This is a genomic window from Blastococcus goldschmidtiae, assembly GCF_031845325.1.
Classification (GTDB): domain Bacteria; phylum Actinomycetota; class Actinomycetes; order Mycobacteriales; family Geodermatophilaceae; genus Blastococcus; species Blastococcus goldschmidtiae.
In genome coordinates, this window is sequence record NZ_JAVREI010000008.1 from 133,644 (window position 1) to 151,607 (window position 17,964).

The window sequence follows — 17,964 nt, forward strand, 5'->3', positions numbered from 1 at the left end:
GGCGGTACCGACGCGTCGGTCACGGGCGGAGAGACCTACTGGCGAGCGGGAGGCGGACGACGAACCGCGCGCCCGGGGCGGCGTCCCCGATGCCGACCGTCCCGCCGTGTCGGGTGACGACGTCGCGGACGATGGCCAGACCGAGCCCGCTGCCGCCGGCGTCCCGGCTTCGGGCGTCGTCCCGGCGGGTGAACCGTTCGAACACCCGGTCCCGCTGGTCGGGCGGAATTCCCGGGCCGTTGTCGGCCACGGTGAGCACCGCGCTGTCGCCGGCGGTCAGCGTGATCACCACGGTCGTCCGGGCGTGCCGGACGGCGTTGTCCAGCAGGTTCTGCACGACCCGGGCAAGGGCGTCCGGGTCACCGACGACCCGGGCGCCAGACACCGCCGACGTGTCGAGGCGCAGTCCGGTGTTCCCGTGGGCGCGGTGCGCGGTCTCCAGGACGATCTCGTCCAGGTCCACCACCTGGTGGGCCAGGGGGATGCGCGCGTCCAGCCGCGCCAGGCGCAGCAGGTCGTCGACCAGCCGGGACAACCGCTGAGCGTCCTCGGTGAGCGCCGGTAGCTCCTCCTGCCACCGATCGCCATGCAGGGCCGCGACCTCCAGTTGGGTGCGCAGCGAGGCCAGCGGGCTGCGGATCTCGTGTGCCGCGTCGGCGACGAACTCCCGCTGTCGTCGGGTGGCGGCCTCGGCCCGGGCCAGCAGGTCGTTGAACGTCACCGCCAGGCGGGCGAGCTCGTCACCGCTGGGGGGGACGGCCAGCCGCCGGTCCAGCGCGTCGCCGGGGAGGCCGGCGACCTGCCTGCGCAACTCCTCTACCGGGCGCAGCGCGCGCCCGGCCAGCACCCAGGTCAAGACCGCGAGGACGGCCACCACGGCAGGGACACCCATGCCGAGGGCGGAGGCGAGTTCGGTCACGGCCTCCTCGGGGTCGTCCAGCGGCAGGCCGACCTGCACGGAGACCCGCCCGCCGTCGGCGGTGGCGACCGGCAGTGTGAGCACCCGGTAGCGCTCGTCCTGCTCACCCGGCAACGCCACACCGACCTGGGTGCGCACCTGCACGCCGGTCCCGGCCGGGAGTGCGAGCAGCGGCCGGTCGGCCGGCGGCCCGGGCGAGGACGCGAGGACCTTCCCCTCGTCGTCGACCACCTGCACGACCTCGTCGTCGTCGACGGTGAGCAGCGGCTCCAGCGGCCGGCCGGAACCGAGTGCCGCGGCGACGGCCTCGGCTCTGTCGAGCGCCGCCTCCTCCACGCTGGCGAGGAGGGCCGACTCCAGCCGGACGGTGAGGAGCACTGCCGAGAGGGTGATCGCCGCGGTGATCACCGCGACCGCGGCCGCGGTCAGCCGGGCCCGTAGCGAGCGCCGACGCAGCCAGCCGGTCAGGCCGCGCGGTCGGGGGCCGGTCATCCGCCGGCTGCGTCGATGCGGTACCCGACGCCACGCACGGTCTCGATACTGCGCCGCCCGAACGGCGCGTCGATCTTGCGCCGCAGGTAGCCGATGTAGACCTCGACGATGTTCGGGTCGCCGGCGAAGTTCTCGTCCCATACCTCAGCCAGCAAGTCGGACTTGGAGACGGCGTCACCCACCCGCCGCATCAGGTGCTCCAGCAACGCGAACTCCCGCGCCGTCAACGGCACCTCGGTGTCGCCCCGCCACGCGCGGTGGGCGGCCGGATCGAGCACCAGGTCGGCCACCGTCAACCGTGCGGGCCGCTCGGGTGACCCGCGTCGGACGAGAGCGCGCAGCCGGGCCACCAGCACGACGAAGGGGAAGGGCTTGGTGAGGTAGTCGTCGGCCCCCAGGTCCAGGGCGTCGGCGATGTCGTACTCGCCGTCCTTCGCGGTCAGCATCAGGACCGGCGTCCACACCTTGCGATCGCGCAGGTCGCGCAGCACGTCGTATCCCGAGCGGCCCGGCAGCATGATGTCCAGGACGATGGCGCTGTACTCGCCGTAGAGCGCTCGGTCGAGGCCCGTGAGCCCGTCTCCGGCGACATCGACGGCGAATCCCTCGGCACGCAGGCCGCGGGCCACCGCTGCTGCGAGGTTGCGCTCGTCCTCCACCACCAGGACCCGCACACCGACCTCCCGATCGTCGCCCCGTTCCACTCCGTGTCCGTTGTGCCAGGCCGCTCCTGAGAGCCGGCTGAGAGGGGCTGGTTGTTCCCCGCTGCTCTCAGCGTCCCCTCAGCAGGCTGCGCCCACCCTGGGGTCATGGCCCCGACAGGGGTGTTCATGCACCTCCGGAGGAGACATGAAGAAGAGCACCCGTTGGACCGTGGGCGGCGCGGCCGCCCTGGCCGTGCTGGCCGGCGGAGCCGGTGTCGCCGTCGCCGCCGGGGGCGATGACGAGGACGCCCGTCCCGACGTCGCGATCACCGGCGAAGCACTGGACCGCGCCAGCGAGGCCGCCCTGGCCCACCTGGGCGAGGGCGAGGTCACCGACACCGAGGTGGGCGACGAGGAGGGTTACTACGAGATCGAGGTCACCCTCGACGGCGGCGGCCAGGTCGACGTCCACCTCGACGAGGACTTCACCGTGCTCGGTGACGAGCGCGACGGCGACGAGGCGGGCGACGAGGACTGACGTCGCCGGCACCGACCGGACGTAGGCGCAAAGCTGCACAGGAGACCACATGAACGCGAAGCTCAAGACCACCCTGCTCGGAACCGCCGCCCTCGGCGCGGTGATCGTCGGGGGGACTCAGATCGCTCAGGCCGACAACACCGACGCGCCGCAGGTGAACGCCGTGGCGAATGACGAGGTCCCCGAGGACGACGCCGGCGAGCAGGACGAGCAGGTCACCGGCCCGACCCGTGACGACGCCGCGGCCGCCGCCGTCGAGGCCGCCGGTGGCGGCGCCGTCACCGAGGTCGAGGTCGCCGACGAGGGCGACAGCGGCTACGAGGTCGAGGTGAAGTTCGACGACGGGACCTTCGTCGAGGTCGCTCTGGACGACGGCTTCGATGTCGTCTCCGTCGAGGACGATGACGACTGACATGGCGTGAACGAGCGGCGAGCAGGCCTCGGCTGCACCACGTGGACCAGGGCGTCCTCCCTCGGGAGGGCGCCCTGAGTCCTCTCCACAGCCCCGGCGGTGCGCATCGGCACCGGATCTCCCGCCAAGGAATCGGCGGGGCACCGGGGATGTGGAGCTGCGTGCGCTCCGGCAGCGGCTTGCCGACCGGCAGGGCGCGCCGCCGAGGGATATCGCGGACAGTTGCGGACCGGGTGCGGACTCGGTCGCATCAGCAAGCCACTGACCTGCACAATGCCGCCAGCTACACGTTGAAGCGGAACGTTCCCTGCGTGATTGAGCGATCTTGGACATGACTGAAAACGACGGTTGACCTGCACTTTTACCGTTGGTTGGTGCGGGTCACCAACGGCCTCGAATGAAATTCCTGTGGACTGAGTGTTGCCTGACGTCTACGCGCTCGCGCGTGTCGCGGGCCGATTCGAGACGAGCGAATCCGCACTCTCCGTGACCGTGGCGACGTCGCCTCCGACGTCCGTTGCGTATGTGCTCGATGGCAATGTGCGTGCCGGTACACGAGGCGCGGGGGGCTCACCGCCCCATACGAGGTCCGGCTCCCGGACGTGGTCCGAGGCTTGGCGGTGGCGGTGGCACATGGAGCGGCCACTGGTTCGGGGTTGTGCGAGCGTCGCCTGCTCGGCGGGCAGTCCGCTCGGCGTTCCGGCGGGCGCGCCACGCGTCGTGCTCCTGGGCGAGCCGCTCGGCAGGCTTCGCATGCGCCGGCTCGGCCGCTGGGATGGTGAGGTGTTCGGCCCGGAAGGTGGCGATGCGCGCCCGGGCCTCGGTGAGCTCCTGCCGGGTAGCGGCGATGTCTCGGTCCAGCTCGGCGAGCCGCCCCCCGGGCTCGGGCGTCCAGGCGGCTGGTTCCAATCCTCGGAGTCGCTGGTCGCGTTGGCGGTGGGCCTCGGCCAGCGCGGACCGGGCCTGCTCGTACTGCTGCCGGGCGGCGACCGCGGCCGCGCCTTGGGCGTCCCCCTCTGGGTGGGCGGCTTCGGCGGCGCGTTGAGCGGAGGTGTCGAGCGCGGTCCACACGGCGGGCCGGTCGTCGAACCAGCCAGCCACGCGCGCAAGCTCCTTCGCGTCGCCGGGCAGGGAGGGAACGTGGGCGCGCCACCGGTCGGCCCAGTCGGCGAGCTGCTCGCCGGCGCGGGCGACCGCCCCCCGGCGCAGCCCGAGGCGGCCGGACCCGTCGAGCACGACCTTCGCCGCCGCGCGGGCGGCGCCGCGTTCGCCGTCCCAGGAGCCCAGCAGTCTGTCGCGAATCCGGTCGGCCTCGGTGGCGACCGCGGCCGCGCTGGCCTGCACCCGCTGGTCGGCCTGCTGGGCGGCGATCGCCGCCCGCTCCCGGGCGGCCTCCAGCTGCGCGAGTTCGCCGGCGTGGGGAACTTCGAGCGTGACCACCTCCCGTAGCTGGTCGCGCTGCGGCTGGCAGAAGGCCAGCCGGTCCAGGCAGTTCTGCTCGACGGTCCACGCCCGGTGCAGGTCGGCCACGACGTGCTCCATCGGACGGGGTGCGGAGTAGCGGGCGGCCTCGGTGGCGGCCTGTTCGGCGGCGTGGGCGGGGCCGAGGTCGGCACGGTCACGGGCGAAGACGGCGACCCACTGCTCCCTCGCCTCGTCCGCGTCGGCGGCGACGAGGTGAGCGGTGTTCGCCTCGCGTCCGCGGGTCATCCCGACGTACGCCGACGCGGCACCGGTGTGCTCCCCGACCACCAGATGGGCAGCCGTGACGCTGTCACCCTGCGCGCCGTGCGCGGTGGTCGCGTAGGCGAGCTCCAGGTGGGCGGTGACGTAGCCGCCCGGCAGCCACCGCTGCCGCGTGGCGGTCGGGGTGGCAGATGCAGGAACAAGTCCGGCCGGGGTGACATCGGCGGGGGTGACACGCAACCCGCCGTCCCGGCCGACGCCAGTGACGATCCAGACGTCGCGGTTGGCGACATCGAGGTCGCGGTCGTTGCGGCGGCTGGCGACACGGTCGCCGACCCCGATCCGCTCCCCCGCGGCGGTGGTGACGACCAACGTGTCGTGGACGCGGCCAGCAGCGATCAGCCGGCCGCGGATGGCGGCGTTGAGCATGGCGGCCTGGTCGCGGGTGTCGACCACCACCGCCACCTGGCGGCTGTCGGCGTACGACGCCACGGTGCTGCCGGCGATGGCCTCCCGCAGCGCGTCGGGGTCAGGGTGCAATTGGATCTGCCCACGGGCCAGCAGGGCCTCGAACACCTTGCCGGAGTCGTCGCCGACACGCATCGCAAGGGTCAGGTCCGCGTAGCCGACATCCGGCAGGGTGCGGCCGTCCGGGCCGATGCGGGTGAAGCGATGCACCCCCTGCAATGTCAGGTAGGCGTCGACGCCGACCTGGCCGACCGCGAGATGGAGAACGCCGCCGCGGCCGACCGCGGCCAGCTGGTGCCGGTCGCCGAGCAGCGCCACCCGAAGCCGGCACTCGTCGGCGATCGTCAGGACGGCTCGGGCGGTGTCCTGGTCGAGCATGCCCGCTTCGTCCACGACGAGAAGGTCACCGGGCCGCAGCCGGGCGGCGCCGGCCGGGCCGCTGTAGGCGCGGCCGGTGACTGGGTCGGTGTCGCCGACCGCGAGCCGGGCCCAGGCGCCGTCGTCGTCCCAGCGCCAGCCGTACTCGTGGGCCAGCCGGGCCGCCGAACCCGCGTCCGCGCCGATCTCCGCTGCGGCGACCTTTGCGGCCTTCAGCGTCGGGGTGACGACCACCAGCCTCCGCCCTTGCTTCTCGAGCAGACTGTGGGTCGCGGCGAGCGTGGTGGTCTTCCCGACGCCGGCCGCGCCCTCGATCACGACCAGCGGCCGGTCGCCGACCAACGCGGTCACGGCGGCGGCTTGGCCAGCGTCCAGCCGCCCAGCACCCGGCGTGAGCGCGACCGGAGGTGTCAGGTCGGTCGGCAGGGGTGTCAGGTCGGTGTGAGATGTGCCGGCCGTCGCGCGGACGGCGAGCCGGGCGGTCAGGTCGGTCTCCACGGCGAGCACCGGGCGGGAGGTCCAGGCCCGGATGTGCTCGGGTATGCCGTCGCGGTCCAGCAGTGGCACGCAGCGGCCCAGGGCGCGGGCGGTGAGATCCTCGGCCAGCTCGATGCGTACCGCTGGCTCGGTGACGATGCCTTCGGCGCCGATCAACCGCTCCACCTCCCCGCGCACGTCCGCCGCGTTCCAGGCCGACCTGCGGGCCGCGAGCCGGGTCAGCGCCCGCCCCACGAGCTCGTCCCTGTTCAGCGCGCCAACCGGGGTGGAGGCCAGGGGCACGGGTCCTCTCGGGGGCCGGAAGCCGAGGCGGTGCAGCTCCGTGCGCCAGCGTTCGGTCACGTTCATCCCCGGCTGCGGGGTGACCCTGTCCGGGCGGTCCTCGGCCCAGGCGCGCGTGTCCCAGGAGCGGCGCAGGGCGGGGCCGGGGTGCTCGCCCGGGTGTGCGGCGGTCCATTCCCGTTCGTAGCGGTCCGCATTCCGGGCGATCTGCGCGTGCCGGGCGCTGAACGGGCCGACATAGTCGGAGAGCTCCAGTATTTCTCCGGTCGCGTCCTTGGTGTACCCGTTCGCGGCGAACGCGGCATTCAATTCCGGGTCGGTGTCCACCGCCGCATGCCCGATCCCGTTGATCGCGGCGAGGGAGTCCCGCACATCCACGGTGAACAGGCCGCGCCATTTCCCGGCGGCGAACACCCTGGAGAGAAACTGGAGGTGCAGATGCCAGTGCGGGTCCCCGGCGCGGGAGGTGAAGTGCCGCACCGTCGCCGCCTCCAGCACCTCCACCGGCATCGGCGCCTGCCCACCGCGCGGACCGACCCGGGTGGTGGCGTGCTCGGACAGCCAGGCGATGATCTGCCCTGCGGCCCGGTCCTGCGCCGCCTCGTACGCCCTGGCGATGTCCGGGTCCAGCGCCGCCGCGATCGACCAGGTCTTCGGCCCGTTCACGATGACCTCGACGAAGCGGACGGCGTGCTCGTCCTGGCGCAGCTGCCCTCGCGGCTCGCCGGTGGCCGGGTCGCGTCCGGCCACCCAGCTCTCGTACGTCTCGCCGGTCAGCGGGGCGAGTTCGGTCACCCGACCGTCGCCGGCCGTGAAGCGGCGGGCCACCCCGGTTCCCTCCGCCAGGTAGTAGTCATCCGCCCGGCTGCGGTCGGCCTCGACGTAGTGCCGGGCGGCCGCAGAGGCGCCGGCGTAGACCTTCATCCCGCCCTGCATTTATCAACGCCACCCAATAATGTCCAACGCGCCACCCTTAGAAACGCCTATGGGCCCCGCGAAGCGGGGCCCGGTCTACCTCTGAAGGTAGTATGCGTGCCGTCTTCTTGGCGTCTTCGTGGGAGAGTTTCCAATGCGGCGGAGTAGGTCGACTTGAGTCGATGCGCGAAGTGTCGAAGTTTGGGTTAATCGGAGGCGTTGATAACCGTTGAATGGTTGGGTTTCGCAAAGGTGGTTGAGCGATGGGCCAGCTGCTGGCGGCTGCGGCGTGGCTGCCCAGGCGCAGCCGTCGTCTGCCTGGCTCTCCGGGTTACCTCGGTTGACGGCGGTGGTCTGGGCGCCGGCGCACCGAGGAAGGAACCGCCTTGCCCAGGGGCCGCTGTGGCGGGGACTCCGGTCGTGCGCCGGTTGTGGTCCCCTTGCGGGAATGGTCACCGGGCGGCCCTTACGGCACACCGTCGAGGGCTCGCCCGGCTGAGCTGCGACGTTCTCGTTCGCGGGTCCGCTTGCGGTGACGGTCCTACGGCGGGATGCCCGGTGCGACCCACGCCCGCTGCGGCGTGTCGACGGGCGTTCACTGCGGTGAACGGCCGTGCGCTGGTCCACCCTCGGGGCCATGACCCACTACGAACACGGAACCCTGCTGGTCAGCATCACCGAGGGCCGTCCGGGAAAGATCGACTTCCTGACGACCGGAGACGACGAGACCGTGAATCCTGAGAGCGCCAGCCTCCGCCGCCAGATGGACGCCCTCGACGTCCTGTCGGCGGGCGGCTGGGAACTGCTCGGGCCGCCGGCCGTCACGCCGTCGCAGGGCGGTCTGATGAAGGAGTACCTGCTCCGACGCCCGAAGGCCTAGCCTGCTCACGCAGGGGGCTGCTGCACGCGTCCTTCTCCGACGGGGGTTCGCTGATCGGGCGGCGTCCCCGGGGCAGGGGAGTCCGCGCGGGGCCTTCCCGGTTGCGGGCGCCGCTCCCCGGTCTCAATCTTCCCGTGTCCATCGCCCACCTACGTGAATCCTCGTTCCCTGAGGTGGGAGAACCAACCTGGCAGCCCTCGTGGTCTGGGAGCCCGGACAGCTCAATCTGATGACGTGAGGCCCCGGATGTTCGCACCGGGCGGTTGCCTTGCAGTCCGCTCATGCAACCACCTAGTGGTGCCAGCAGCCATGCCCCGCGACTTGGGCGTCTGGTGCACGGGGACCACGATCAGCGAAGCCTCACCCTCCAGGGACCACTTGATGGCGTGATAGACCGCTGACAGCGATTCGGTGCTGTCCACGGCGACCGGCCCGGGCGCCACAAGCCGAGCCTCGTGCCACGGCCCCTCCAGGTCAGGCAGGTCCTCCGAGGTCCAAGCGAGATACACACTCATGCCTTCATCTTTCATGACATGTACGGATTCTTCTTGGCGTGATGCCTCCGCGCCCGCGCGGCAGCCTGACGGCACACCGGCCGCCCGCACCCAGCTCATGTCCGCTCGAGCCGCAGCGAGAGGTAGGGCGCGGTCGCGCTGCCCTCGGCCCTCGCGATGTCGGCCGGCGTGCCGGTCGCGACAACCCGACCGCCGGCATCTCCTCCGCCCGGACCGAGATCGATGACCCAGTCCGCGGTGGCGATCGCGTCGAGGTCGTGCTCGACGAGGACCACCGTGTTGCCGGCGTCGACGAGCCGGTGCAGCTGGCGCAGCAGCAGAGCGATGTCTGCGGGGTGGAGTCCGGAGGTCGGCTCGTCGAGCAGGTAGAGGGCATGGCCGCGGTGAGCGCGCTGGAGCTCGGTGGCGAGCTTGATGCGCTGTGCCTCCCCGCCGCTGAGCTCGGTCGCCGGCTGTCCAAGTCGCAGATAGCCCAGACCCACCTCGCGAAGCGTCTGGAGGCTGCGTGCGGCGGCCGGTACGTCGGCCAGGAACGTGGCGGCGTCGTCGACGGACAGGTCGAGGACCTCCGCGATGCTCTTGCCGCGGTAGGTGATCTGGAGCGTCTCGGGGTTGTAGCGATCGCCGTGGCACGTCGGGCAGGGAGCGTAGGTGCCAGGCAGAAACAGTAGCTCGACGGAGACGAATCCCTCGCCCTGACAGGTCTCGCAGCGGCCCCCGGCGACGTTGAAGGAGAAGCGGCCGGCGCCGTAGCCGCGGGCCCGGGCCGCGTCCGTGGCGGCGTACAACTTCCGCACGGCATCGAACATCCCCGTGTACGTCGCGAGGTTGGACCGCGGCGTCCGGCCGATCGGGCGCTGATCGACCAATACCAGTCGGTCGAACGACTCACGAGCAGTCGGGTCCTCGGCCAGGACCTGGGTGACCAGGGTCGACTTGCCGGACCCGGACACCCCGGTGACGGCGGTCAGCACGCACAGCGGGATATCGACAGACAGGTCGCGCAGGTTGTGGCGATGTGCGCCGGTCAGTCGCAGCCAGCCCTGCGGGGCCCGCGCATCGTGCACGGGCCGCTCAGCGCGACCGAACAGGTAGGCGCTGGTGACCGACTCAGTCACGTCCTCCAGGCCCGCGACAGGGCCGCTGTGAAGCACTCGACCTCCGGCCTCGCCCGCACCCGGGCCGATATCGACGACCCAATCTGCTCGTCGTACGACGTCGAGGTCGTGCTCCACGACGAACAGTGTGTTGCCGGACGCCTTGAGGCGGTCCAGGACATCCAGCAGCGGCTCCGCGTCGGCCGGGTGCAGGCCGGCGAAGGGCTCGTCCAGGACGTAGACGACTCCGAACAGACCCGAACGCAGCTGGGTGGCGATCCGCAGGCGCTGCGCCTCTCCGGGCGACAGCGTCGTCGAGCTCCGTCCCAGGCTGAGATAACCCAGGCCCAGATCGAGGAGCACCTCGACGCGCGCGACCAGGTCAGTGCAGATCCGCGCCGCGACCTCGTCGGCACCCGCGGGCCGCTCAGCGACCGGACGCAGCAGAGCCACCAGCGCTGTGAAGGGCAGGTCGTTGACCTCGGCGATCGAACGCCCGAGAAAGGTCACCGCGAGGGCCTCGGGCCGTAGTCCACTGCCCTGGCAATCCGGGCAGGGCGCTTCCTCCACGAACCGCATGGCCCGCTCGCGCATCCGCTCGCTCGTGGAGTCGGCCAGCACGTGCATGACGTGGCTGCGCGCGCTCCAGAACTTCCCGTAGTAGCCGTGGTCGACGCGACCTGGTTCCGGCTCGATGAGCACCGAGGGCTGCTCGTCGGTGAACAGCAGCCAGTCGCGGTCCCGCTTCCTGAGACTGTGCCACGGCTTGTCGACGTCGATGCCGAGCCCCATCACGATGCTGCGCAGGTTGGCGCCTTGCCACGCGCCCGGCCAGGCGGCGATCGCCCCTTCACGGATGCTCAGTGACGGGTCCGGGACAAGCAGCTCCTCGGTGACGTCGTGGACGACGCCCAGGCCGTGGCAGCGCGGGCACGCGCCCGCGCTGGTGTTGGGCGAGAACGCCTCGGCCGCGAGGTGATCGGCACCAGCCGGGTAATCGCCGGCCCGCGAGTAGAGGATCCGCAGCAGGTTGGACAGCGTGGTGATGGTGCCGACCGACGAGCGTGAGGTGGCCGCGCCCCGGCGCTGCTGAAGCGCGACCGCAGGCGGCAGGCCGGTGATCTCCTGGACGTGCGGGGCACCGACCTGCTGCAGCAGCCGGCGCGCGTAGGGCGCGACCGACTCGAAGTAGCGGCGCTGCGCCTCGGCGTACAGCGTTCCGAAGGCCAGTGACGACTTCCCCGACCCAGAGATCCCGGTGAACGCCACCATCACGTTGCGAGGAATGTCCACGTCAATGTTGCGCAGGTTGTTCTCATTGGCACCGCGGACACGCACAAAGCCATCGGTCGCATCGGTGGTCACGTGCTGCCCCTGTCGGTCGCTCTCGGTTTGCTCTACAACGAAGTATCGCGTTCCCCGAAGAGTGCTTGAGACTCCCACGGCGAAACGGGCCCGCCCTCCGAAGCCCACTGTGAGTTGGTGTACGCAAGCATCAAGGTCGGCGAGTGGGTGAGGAGCACCTCATGCGTGACGATGATCTCGGCAATGCGGATGAGCAAGCAGCCGAAGACACAGCAGATCGGTCGGTCGGAACGCTGGAGTTGTTCTTCGACCTGGTCTTCGTCTACGCGATGTCGCAGGTCACTGTCCTGATGCTCGCGGACATCTCCTGGGCGGGGTTCGGCCGCGGGATTCTGGCGCTCGCTGCTGTGTGGTGGGCGTGGGCCTGCTACGCCTGGCTGACGAACACCTCCGACCACGACGGACCCGGGCCTCGCCTGCTGCTCTTTCTCGCGATGGCGGCCATGCTGATGGCCGCGGTCGCGCTGCCGCAGGCGTTCGGCGCGCGGGCGCTGGTCTTTGCGCTTGCATTCCTGGCGGTCCGACTGATCCACGTCGTGCTGCTGGCTCTTGACGTGCGGGGCGAGGCGGACGTGGGTTCGGCCGCGCTGCGACTAGTCCCCACCCTGGTCGCCGGCCCGGCAGTGCTGGTGGCCGCGGCGTTCTTCGACACGCCAGAACGAGAGTTGCTGTGGATCGTGGCCGCGGTGATGGATCTGTCGGGGCCGGTCCTGGTCGGGACCACCGGCTGGAGCGTGACACCTGCCTACTTCGTGGAGCGGCACGGGCTGATCATCATCATCGCGCTGGGTGAGGCGATCGTCGGGGTAGGCGCTGGCGCCGAAGCCGCTCTTCCGCGCCCGAGTGTTGTGACGGCCGTCCTCCTCGCCGTGCTGATCGCGGCCGGTCTGTGGTGGTCCTACTTCGGTTATCTGCGCGGCGGTGCCGAACGACGGCTGCGCGGCACCACTGATCGGGAGCGGTCAAGGCTCGCGCGCGACTCCTACAGCTACCTGCATCTGCCGCTCGTGGCCGGGGTGGTGTTCTTCGCTCTCGGGGTGCACGAAGCAGTCGCGGCACCGGGGGAAGCACTCCCCTTGTTGCCGGCCGTCGCCCTGGCCGGTGGCGTCGCGATGTTCTACGTCGGCGACGTCGCCTACCGATGGCGCGACCACCACCACCTCGCCACCGGTCGCCTGGTGGCCGCAGTGGGGGCTGCTTCGCTGATCCCGGTCGCGGTGGTGGCGCCTGCTTTGGCGGCGCTCGCCGGGCTAACCCTGATCTGCTTGCTGCACACCAGCTGGGAACTCTGGCACCACCCGGCGATCGGCCCGGTCGACGACTCCTGATCGTCCAGTGCCATCGCCGCGCAGACTCTCGCAACTACGGCTTGGGACTACCTCACCGGACGGCGTTTCGCAGGGGCTCGCCGACGGAGGCACGGCGCAGTCGCCACGCGCGTGTCGCCAGGTGGAGGTTGAGTTGTGCCTCGACGTCGTTGAGGTCGTGGCCCGAGATCTCGGTGATGCGGCTGATTCGGTAGCGCAGTGTGTTGCGGTGGATGGTGAGCGTCGTTGATGTGTCGGCGTACTTGCCCCCGTGGTCAAGGTAGGCCGCTAGCGTGGGGACGAGCTCGGTGCCGTGGCGACGGTCGTAGCTCAATAGGTCGCCGAGCCAGTCCCTGATGAGGCGCTCGACTTCCTCAGCGTTGCCGTCGAGGGCGAGCAGCCGGTCTACTCCCAAGTCGGCGTAGGCGATGAAGCCATACGGATTGTGGGACTGCTGACGAGCCCTGAGTGCTCGTTGGGCTTGCTCATACGCACGTGGGATCTGTTCCGGCGAGTTGGCCGGCTCCCCCTTGGCGATCACACCGTTGGTGTCGCCGTAGGCGCGCGACAAGTCGTTGAACAAGCGGCCCATGTCGCCACCTCGATGGGCGAGGGCGACGACCAGTCCCCGGTTCCGGACGACCAAGCAGGGCAGTCGCTGACGAGCCATGGCCATCCGGAGGTGATCGACGTCGCGGTCGTGCCCGCGGTGACCCCGCTCGGAGGACCATGCGCACACGATCAGGTCGTGCGGAACGCCAAGGTCGTGGCCCTGAGCGGATGCCCGGTCCACGGCAACGTCGGCCGGGAGCCCTTCAAGAAGGTCGTCGAGGAGGTCTCGACTCAGTCGGTTCTCCAGTTCATTCATCGCTGCGGCCTTAGCCCTCAGCAGCCCCAGTGCGACGCCCGCGTACCGCAGAGCGAATGATGCGTCGTCTCGGTCTTTGTCCGGTGGCACCTCCAGTTCGATCGTGCCGAGTTCGGGGCCTCCGCCGATGACCTCCTCGAGCGAGGTTCGCTCGAGGACCGGTTGGTACTGGCCGGCGACCGTGATCCGGGTCGTCTCGTGCCCGAATCTGTCCCGCAGCACGACAGCGGAGCCAGTGAGCCGGCTGAGTGAGGTGGCCACGTCGAGCTCAGTCCCGGTCGTGGATAGTCGGGCGAACTCCTCAAGCACCCCCTCACGGTGCTGCAGCGCCGCGACGGTGCGCGCCATCTCGTTATTGGCTGCATCGAGTTCGTGGGCGCGTCGGCGGTGGCGCTCGTGCACCTGCGCGTCCGCGAGCGCCGTCCCGAGGAGATCGCCCAACCGTGCGATGACGAACAGTTGTTCGGGGTCGGGCCGGGCGAAGCTGCGAAGGACCAGTTGGCCCGGGGCGCCGTTCAAGACCGCCACAGCCGTCGTCGACGTCCAGGAGTCGCCGTTGTCCTGCACGAATACCCGTTCACCGGTTGAGGGGCTCGGTTCCGCCGGCTTCGTTGGCTCCCCGGGGGGCAGGGTGATCCACTCCCGGTCCCGCTGGAAGGTGACGTGAACCAACTGGCAGCCGGTCACCGACTCGACCTCACGCTTCAGGACGTTGATGACCTCGTCCACGTCGTGACGTTGCATCATCGCCATGGACATCACCAGCAGCCCATCGAGGCCGGTGAGGGCACGCCGCAGATCCAGCTCGCCGGTTGGCACAACGGTTCCGGTTGGGGCGGGCTCGCAGACGGTCATCTCTTGATCCCTGGCCGGCCCGCCCGGGATCCCCCTGTGCCGTAGGGACCCCACAGGTCGTCGTGCTGAGCGGCGACGCCTCGGTACATGCAGCACGGATGTATCCCGGGATCCAGTCCGAGTCCGTGAGAGCTCATCGGTCCTCATCAACTCTCGGGGGCAGCGTCGAACTCTCGGGGGCAGCGTCGCGCTCACCGTACCCCTTGCCCAGCGCACCCACCCGCGGGGAGTTGTGCACTCGAACCAAGTCATGCCCCGGGACTTTGGCCTGGTGGGCCCATGACGTCTTGGTGGTCGGCGACGAGCGTGGACTGGTCGGAGTCGCCGACACAACGATTGGAGAATCGCCATGAAGGCTGTCGTCTATCAGGGACCCAAAGATGTCGCGGTCACGGACGTTCCGGACGCCGAGATCGAACGGCCCACCGATGTGCTGGTCAAGGTCACAACGACCAACATCTGCGGCTCGGACCTGCACATGTACGAGGGGCGGACCTCCTTCGAGAAGGGCCGGACGTTCGGCCACGAAAACATGGGAGAGGTGGTGGAGATCGGCAAGGGAGTAGAGAAGATCAAGGTGGGCGACCGGGTCGTGCTGCCCTTCAACATCTCGTGCGGGTTCTGCAAGAACTGCGAGCGCGGGCTCACGAACTACTGCCTGACGACGCAACCTGACCCGTCGGCCGCCGGTGCGGCCTACGGCTTCGCCGAAATGGGCCCGTACGGCGGCGGGCAGGCAGAACTGCTCCGGGTGCCCTTCGGCGACCACAACGCGCTGCGCCTGGGTGAAGACGCGCAGGACAAGGAGAACGACTACGTCATGCTCTCCGACATCTTCCCCACCGGCTACCACGCCACCGAGATGGCCGGCGTGATCCCGGGCGACAGCGTCGTGATCGCCGGGGCCGGCCCCGTGGGACTGATGGCCGCCCTGTCCGCGACGATCAAGGGCGCCGCGAAGGTGATGGTGGTCGATCGCCACCCCGACCGGCTCGCGCTGGCCGAGCAGATCGGAGCGATCGCCATCGACGACTCCAAGGTCGACCCCGTGCAGGCTGTGCTGGACGAGACCATGGGGCTCGGAGCCGACCGTGGCTGCGAGTGTGTCGGCTACCAGGCCCACGACCCTGAGGGCAACGAAGACCCGGCTGCCACCTTGAACATGCTCATCAACTCGGTCCGGTTCACCGGCGGGATCGGCACCGTCGGCGTGTTCGTCCCCGAGGACCCGGGGGCCAAGGGCGAATTGGCCAAGCAGGGCAAGGCGGCCATCGACTTCGGCACCCACTGGTTCAAGGGACAGACCATGGGCAACGGTCAGTGCCCGGTCAAGAGGTACAACCGCCGGCTGCGAGACCTCATCGCGGCTGACAAGGCGAAGCCGTCCTGGATCGTCTCCCACGAGATCTCGCTGGATCAGGCTGCCGACGCCTACAGGAACTTCGACTCCAGGTCCGAGGGTTGGACCAAGGTCGTCATCAAGCCCGGCATGTCGAACGGAAAGAAGGCAAACTGATATGGCAGCAGATCTTCAGGGCAAGAGGGTCGCGATCCTCGCCGCCGACGGCGTCGAACGCGTTGAGCTCGAGCAACCCCGCGAAGTACTGGACCGCGCGGGCGCTCAGACCGAGGTCCTCTCGATCCACGACGGCGAGATCAAGGCCCGTGAGAACGACCTGGATGAAGCGGGCACGTTCACCGTCGACGGGCTGGTCGCCGACGCCTCGGTGGGCGACTACGACGCCCTGCTGCTTCCCGGCGGCACGGTTAACCCCGACCAGCTCCGGGTCGACGAGGGCGCCGTTTCCTTCGTCCGCGACTTCGTCGAGAGCGGCAAGCCAGTGGCGGCGATCTGTCACGGGCCGTGGACGTTGATCGAGGCCGGCGTGGCCGCGGGTCGCACCCTGACGTCGTACCCGAGCATTCGCACCGACCTGCGCAACGCCGGCGCCGACGTCGTCGACCAGGACGTGGTGATCGACAAGAATCTCATCACCAGCCGCTCGCCGGAGGACCTGCCGGCGTTCTCCGAGGCGATCGTGTCCCAACTCGCGGGCACCACGACAAAGGAAGAGGAGAAGTCATGAGTGTGACCAAGGGATTGCTGGTCAGGTTTGACGCGTTGCCCGGCAAGGAGGACGACGTGAAGGAGTTCCTTGACAGCGGCCGTGCGCTTGTCGAGGACGAGCAGGCGACCACCGCGTGGTTCGCGATCCGCCTCGGGCCGACCTCGTTCGGGATCTTCGACGTGTTCACCGATGACGCCGGACGTGACGCCCACCTGTCCGGCCCTGTTGCGGTAGCTCTCGGCGAGCAGACCGGCACGTTGTTCTCCGAACCGACGATCGAGAAGCTCGACGTACTGGGCTCCAAACTCCCCGCCTGACACCACAGACCGGGAGTACTGACCCCGACATGAGGGGTCGCTGCACGCGGTGACTTCGGGCTGACACAGCCCGCTGACGTCGTGGCAGCGGCCCCTTCTCTTGCGGCCTATCGCACATCCCCAACAGATCGAGGAACCGCGATGACAGGAACTGACGACGGCGTTGCCCCGACGCGTTCACCCGAGGTAGCAGTGATCGGGGGCGGGATCGTTGGTCTGTCGACGGCGTACGCGCTGCGGGAGCAGGGCGTGCCGGTGCGCTTGTACGAGGCCGGTCTGCCCGGAACGGGTCAGTCCGCAGGCGAGTCGCGGATCTTCCGGCATGCCCACGACGACCCGCGACTCGTCGCTTTCGCGCGCGAAAGCCGCGGCGTATGGGATGAGTGGGCCGAACACTTCGACGTCGAGCTGGTCTCATCAGACGGTGTCGTGGCGATCGGCGACAGCGCCCTGGCGCGGCTGCGGGTGCTCGACCAGGTCGGCGGCGTGGAAGCACGCGAGATCGATGCAGCCGAGCTCGCCCAGCGAATGCCGCTGCTCGCTGGGTACTCGGGGCCAGCGGTGCTCGACGAGTCGGGCGGCGCGATCCGCACCCGCACCGCGATCACGGCACTCGCGGGTGCCCTCGCAGATGCCGTCATCACCGCAGAGGTCATCTCCATCGATCCCCGCGCCGATGGGACGGTCGAGGTGCGCAGCGTCACCGACCGGGCTGTCTACTCCAAGGTGGTCGTGTGCGCCGGCCGCGAAACCGCCCGCCTGGCCCGCAGCGTCGGCCTGTCGCTGCCGGTTCGCCTTGCCGCACACGTCCGGCTGACCTTCGACGTGAAAGCCGCCGCCCCGGCACGCGTCGCGTGCCTGCAGGACAGCAGCGGCGTCTTCGGCGAAGTCGGCGTGTACGCGACGCCGCTACCGGGCAACAGCAGTTATTCGGTCGGACTCAGCGAGACCGTCGGCGTCCGCGACGACGGGACGTTCATCGACCCTGCGGCGATTCGATCGCTGGACGAACGCGCGCGCGAATACGTGACACGGGCGCTGCCCGGTCTCCACCCAGAGCCGCGCGACTTCCTTCACTGCTGGGTGACCGACCTCCCGTGGAGTGAGGACGGCGTGGCCGTGTGGGAGGCAGGTCCCGTCCTGTTCGTGGCCGGTCACAATCTGTTCAAGCAGGCACCATCGCTGGGGCGCGCTCTCGCCCGAGCCGCGACAGGTGAAGGTCTCGCCGCCGAGCTCGAGCAGGGGGCGCGCCTGGGTGAGCCACAGCAATAGGCTCCCGATCCATTCGACGTAGCATCCACGGGTCCTTCTGTGCGCGGCAGCCAACTGGCAAGGGCAAGCGTAGGTTGAGGTATGGATCAACAAGACCTTCCCTGTTCACCCAGTGCACACCCCGCCCGCTCATCGGCATGAGCGTGCACAAGGGAAGCGGCCGCGGGGGAGTGCCGGCGCCTGTAGC

At 69.9% G+C, this 17,964-nt stretch carries 13 protein-coding genes; 8 read left to right on the plus strand and 5 right to left on the minus strand.

Features of this window, described 5'->3' with window-relative positions; translation table 11 throughout:
* Window positions 1–19: 19 nt before the first annotated feature.
* Together RM425_RS13090 and RM425_RS13095 are read right to left on the minus strand one after the other, a co-directional pair.
* Entirely contained in the window at window positions 20–1,411 is a 1,392-nt protein-coding gene (locus tag RM425_RS13090) for a sensor histidine kinase (protein WP_311345652.1), read from the minus strand.
* Complete coding sequence (locus tag RM425_RS13095) at window positions 1,408–2,085, minus strand: response regulator transcription factor (RefSeq protein WP_311345653.1); 678 nt, start codon at window positions 2,083–2,085, stop codon at window positions 1,408–1,410. Before RM425_RS13095 ends, RM425_RS13090 begins: the two co-directional genes overlap by 4 nt.
* 175 nt (window positions 2,086–2,260) lie before the next feature.
* On the opposite strand from RM425_RS13095, the gene RM425_RS13100 reads away from it, so the two are divergent.
* On the plus strand, window positions 2,261–2,593 hold the full coding sequence (locus RM425_RS13100; RefSeq protein WP_311345654.1) for a PepSY domain-containing protein: 333 nt from the start codon (window positions 2,261–2,263) through the stop codon (window positions 2,591–2,593).
* A 49-nt stretch (window positions 2,594–2,642) separates the two neighbouring features.
* Complete coding sequence (locus tag RM425_RS13105) at window positions 2,643–3,005, plus strand: PepSY domain-containing protein (protein WP_311345655.1); 363 nt, start codon at window positions 2,643–2,645, stop codon at window positions 3,003–3,005.
* Between the two features lie 570 nt (window positions 3,006–3,575).
* Here RM425_RS13105 and mobF read toward each other — a convergent pair.
* Entirely contained in the window at window positions 3,576–7,241 is a 3,666-nt protein-coding gene (gene mobF / locus RM425_RS13110) for a MobF family relaxase (protein ID WP_311345688.1), read from the minus strand.
* A 628-nt stretch (window positions 7,242–7,869) separates the two neighbouring features.
* Between mobF and RM425_RS13115 the strand changes: the two genes are divergently transcribed.
* Window positions 7,870–8,112: a hypothetical protein gene (locus RM425_RS13115; protein WP_311345656.1), complete on the plus strand. Its 243-nt coding sequence runs from the start codon at window positions 7,870–7,872 to the stop codon at window positions 8,110–8,112.
* A 610-nt stretch (window positions 8,113–8,722) separates the two neighbouring features.
* Here RM425_RS13115 and uvrA read toward each other — a convergent pair.
* The gene (uvrA, locus tag RM425_RS13120) at window positions 8,723–11,089 is read right to left on the minus strand and encodes an excinuclease ABC subunit UvrA (protein WP_311345657.1); all 2,367 of its coding nucleotides are present in this window, start codon (window positions 11,087–11,089) and stop codon (window positions 8,723–8,725) included.
* 161 nt (window positions 11,090–11,250) lie between these two features.
* Between uvrA and RM425_RS13125 the strand changes: the two genes are divergently transcribed.
* The gene (locus RM425_RS13125; protein ID WP_311345658.1) at window positions 11,251–12,417 is read left to right on the plus strand and encodes a low temperature requirement protein A; all 1,167 of its coding nucleotides are present in this window, start codon (window positions 11,251–11,253) and stop codon (window positions 12,415–12,417) included.
* Between the two features lie 52 nt (window positions 12,418–12,469).
* On the opposite strand, the gene RM425_RS13130 is transcribed toward RM425_RS13125, so the two are convergent.
* Window positions 12,470–14,119 (minus strand): PucR family transcriptional regulator, encoded by a 1,650-nt coding sequence (locus RM425_RS13130; RefSeq protein ID WP_311345659.1) that lies wholly within the window; start codon window positions 14,117–14,119, stop codon window positions 12,470–12,472.
* 349 nt (window positions 14,120–14,468) lie between these two features.
* Between RM425_RS13130 and RM425_RS13135 the strand changes: the two genes are divergently transcribed.
* From RM425_RS13135 to RM425_RS13150, 4 genes are all read left to right on the plus strand, one after another.
* Complete coding sequence (locus tag RM425_RS13135) at window positions 14,469–15,635, plus strand: glutathione-independent formaldehyde dehydrogenase (RefSeq protein ID WP_311345660.1); 1,167 nt, start codon at window positions 14,469–14,471, stop codon at window positions 15,633–15,635.
* 1 nt (window position 15,636) lies between these two features.
* Window positions 15,637–16,206, plus strand: a complete 570-nt coding sequence (locus RM425_RS13140; RefSeq protein WP_311345661.1) for a type 1 glutamine amidotransferase domain-containing protein — start codon at window positions 15,637–15,639, stop codon at window positions 16,204–16,206.
* The gene (locus RM425_RS13145) at window positions 16,203–16,505 is read left to right on the plus strand and encodes a putative quinol monooxygenase (RefSeq protein WP_311345662.1); all 303 of its coding nucleotides are present in this window, start codon (window positions 16,203–16,205) and stop codon (window positions 16,503–16,505) included. Before RM425_RS13140 ends, RM425_RS13145 begins: the two co-directional genes overlap by 4 nt.
* A 141-nt stretch (window positions 16,506–16,646) precedes the next feature.
* A complete protein-coding gene (locus RM425_RS13150) occupies window positions 16,647–17,777 on the plus strand; it encodes an NAD(P)/FAD-dependent oxidoreductase (RefSeq protein ID WP_311345663.1) in 1,131 nt (376 codons plus the stop codon).
* Window positions 17,778–17,964: the final 187 nt, after the last annotated feature.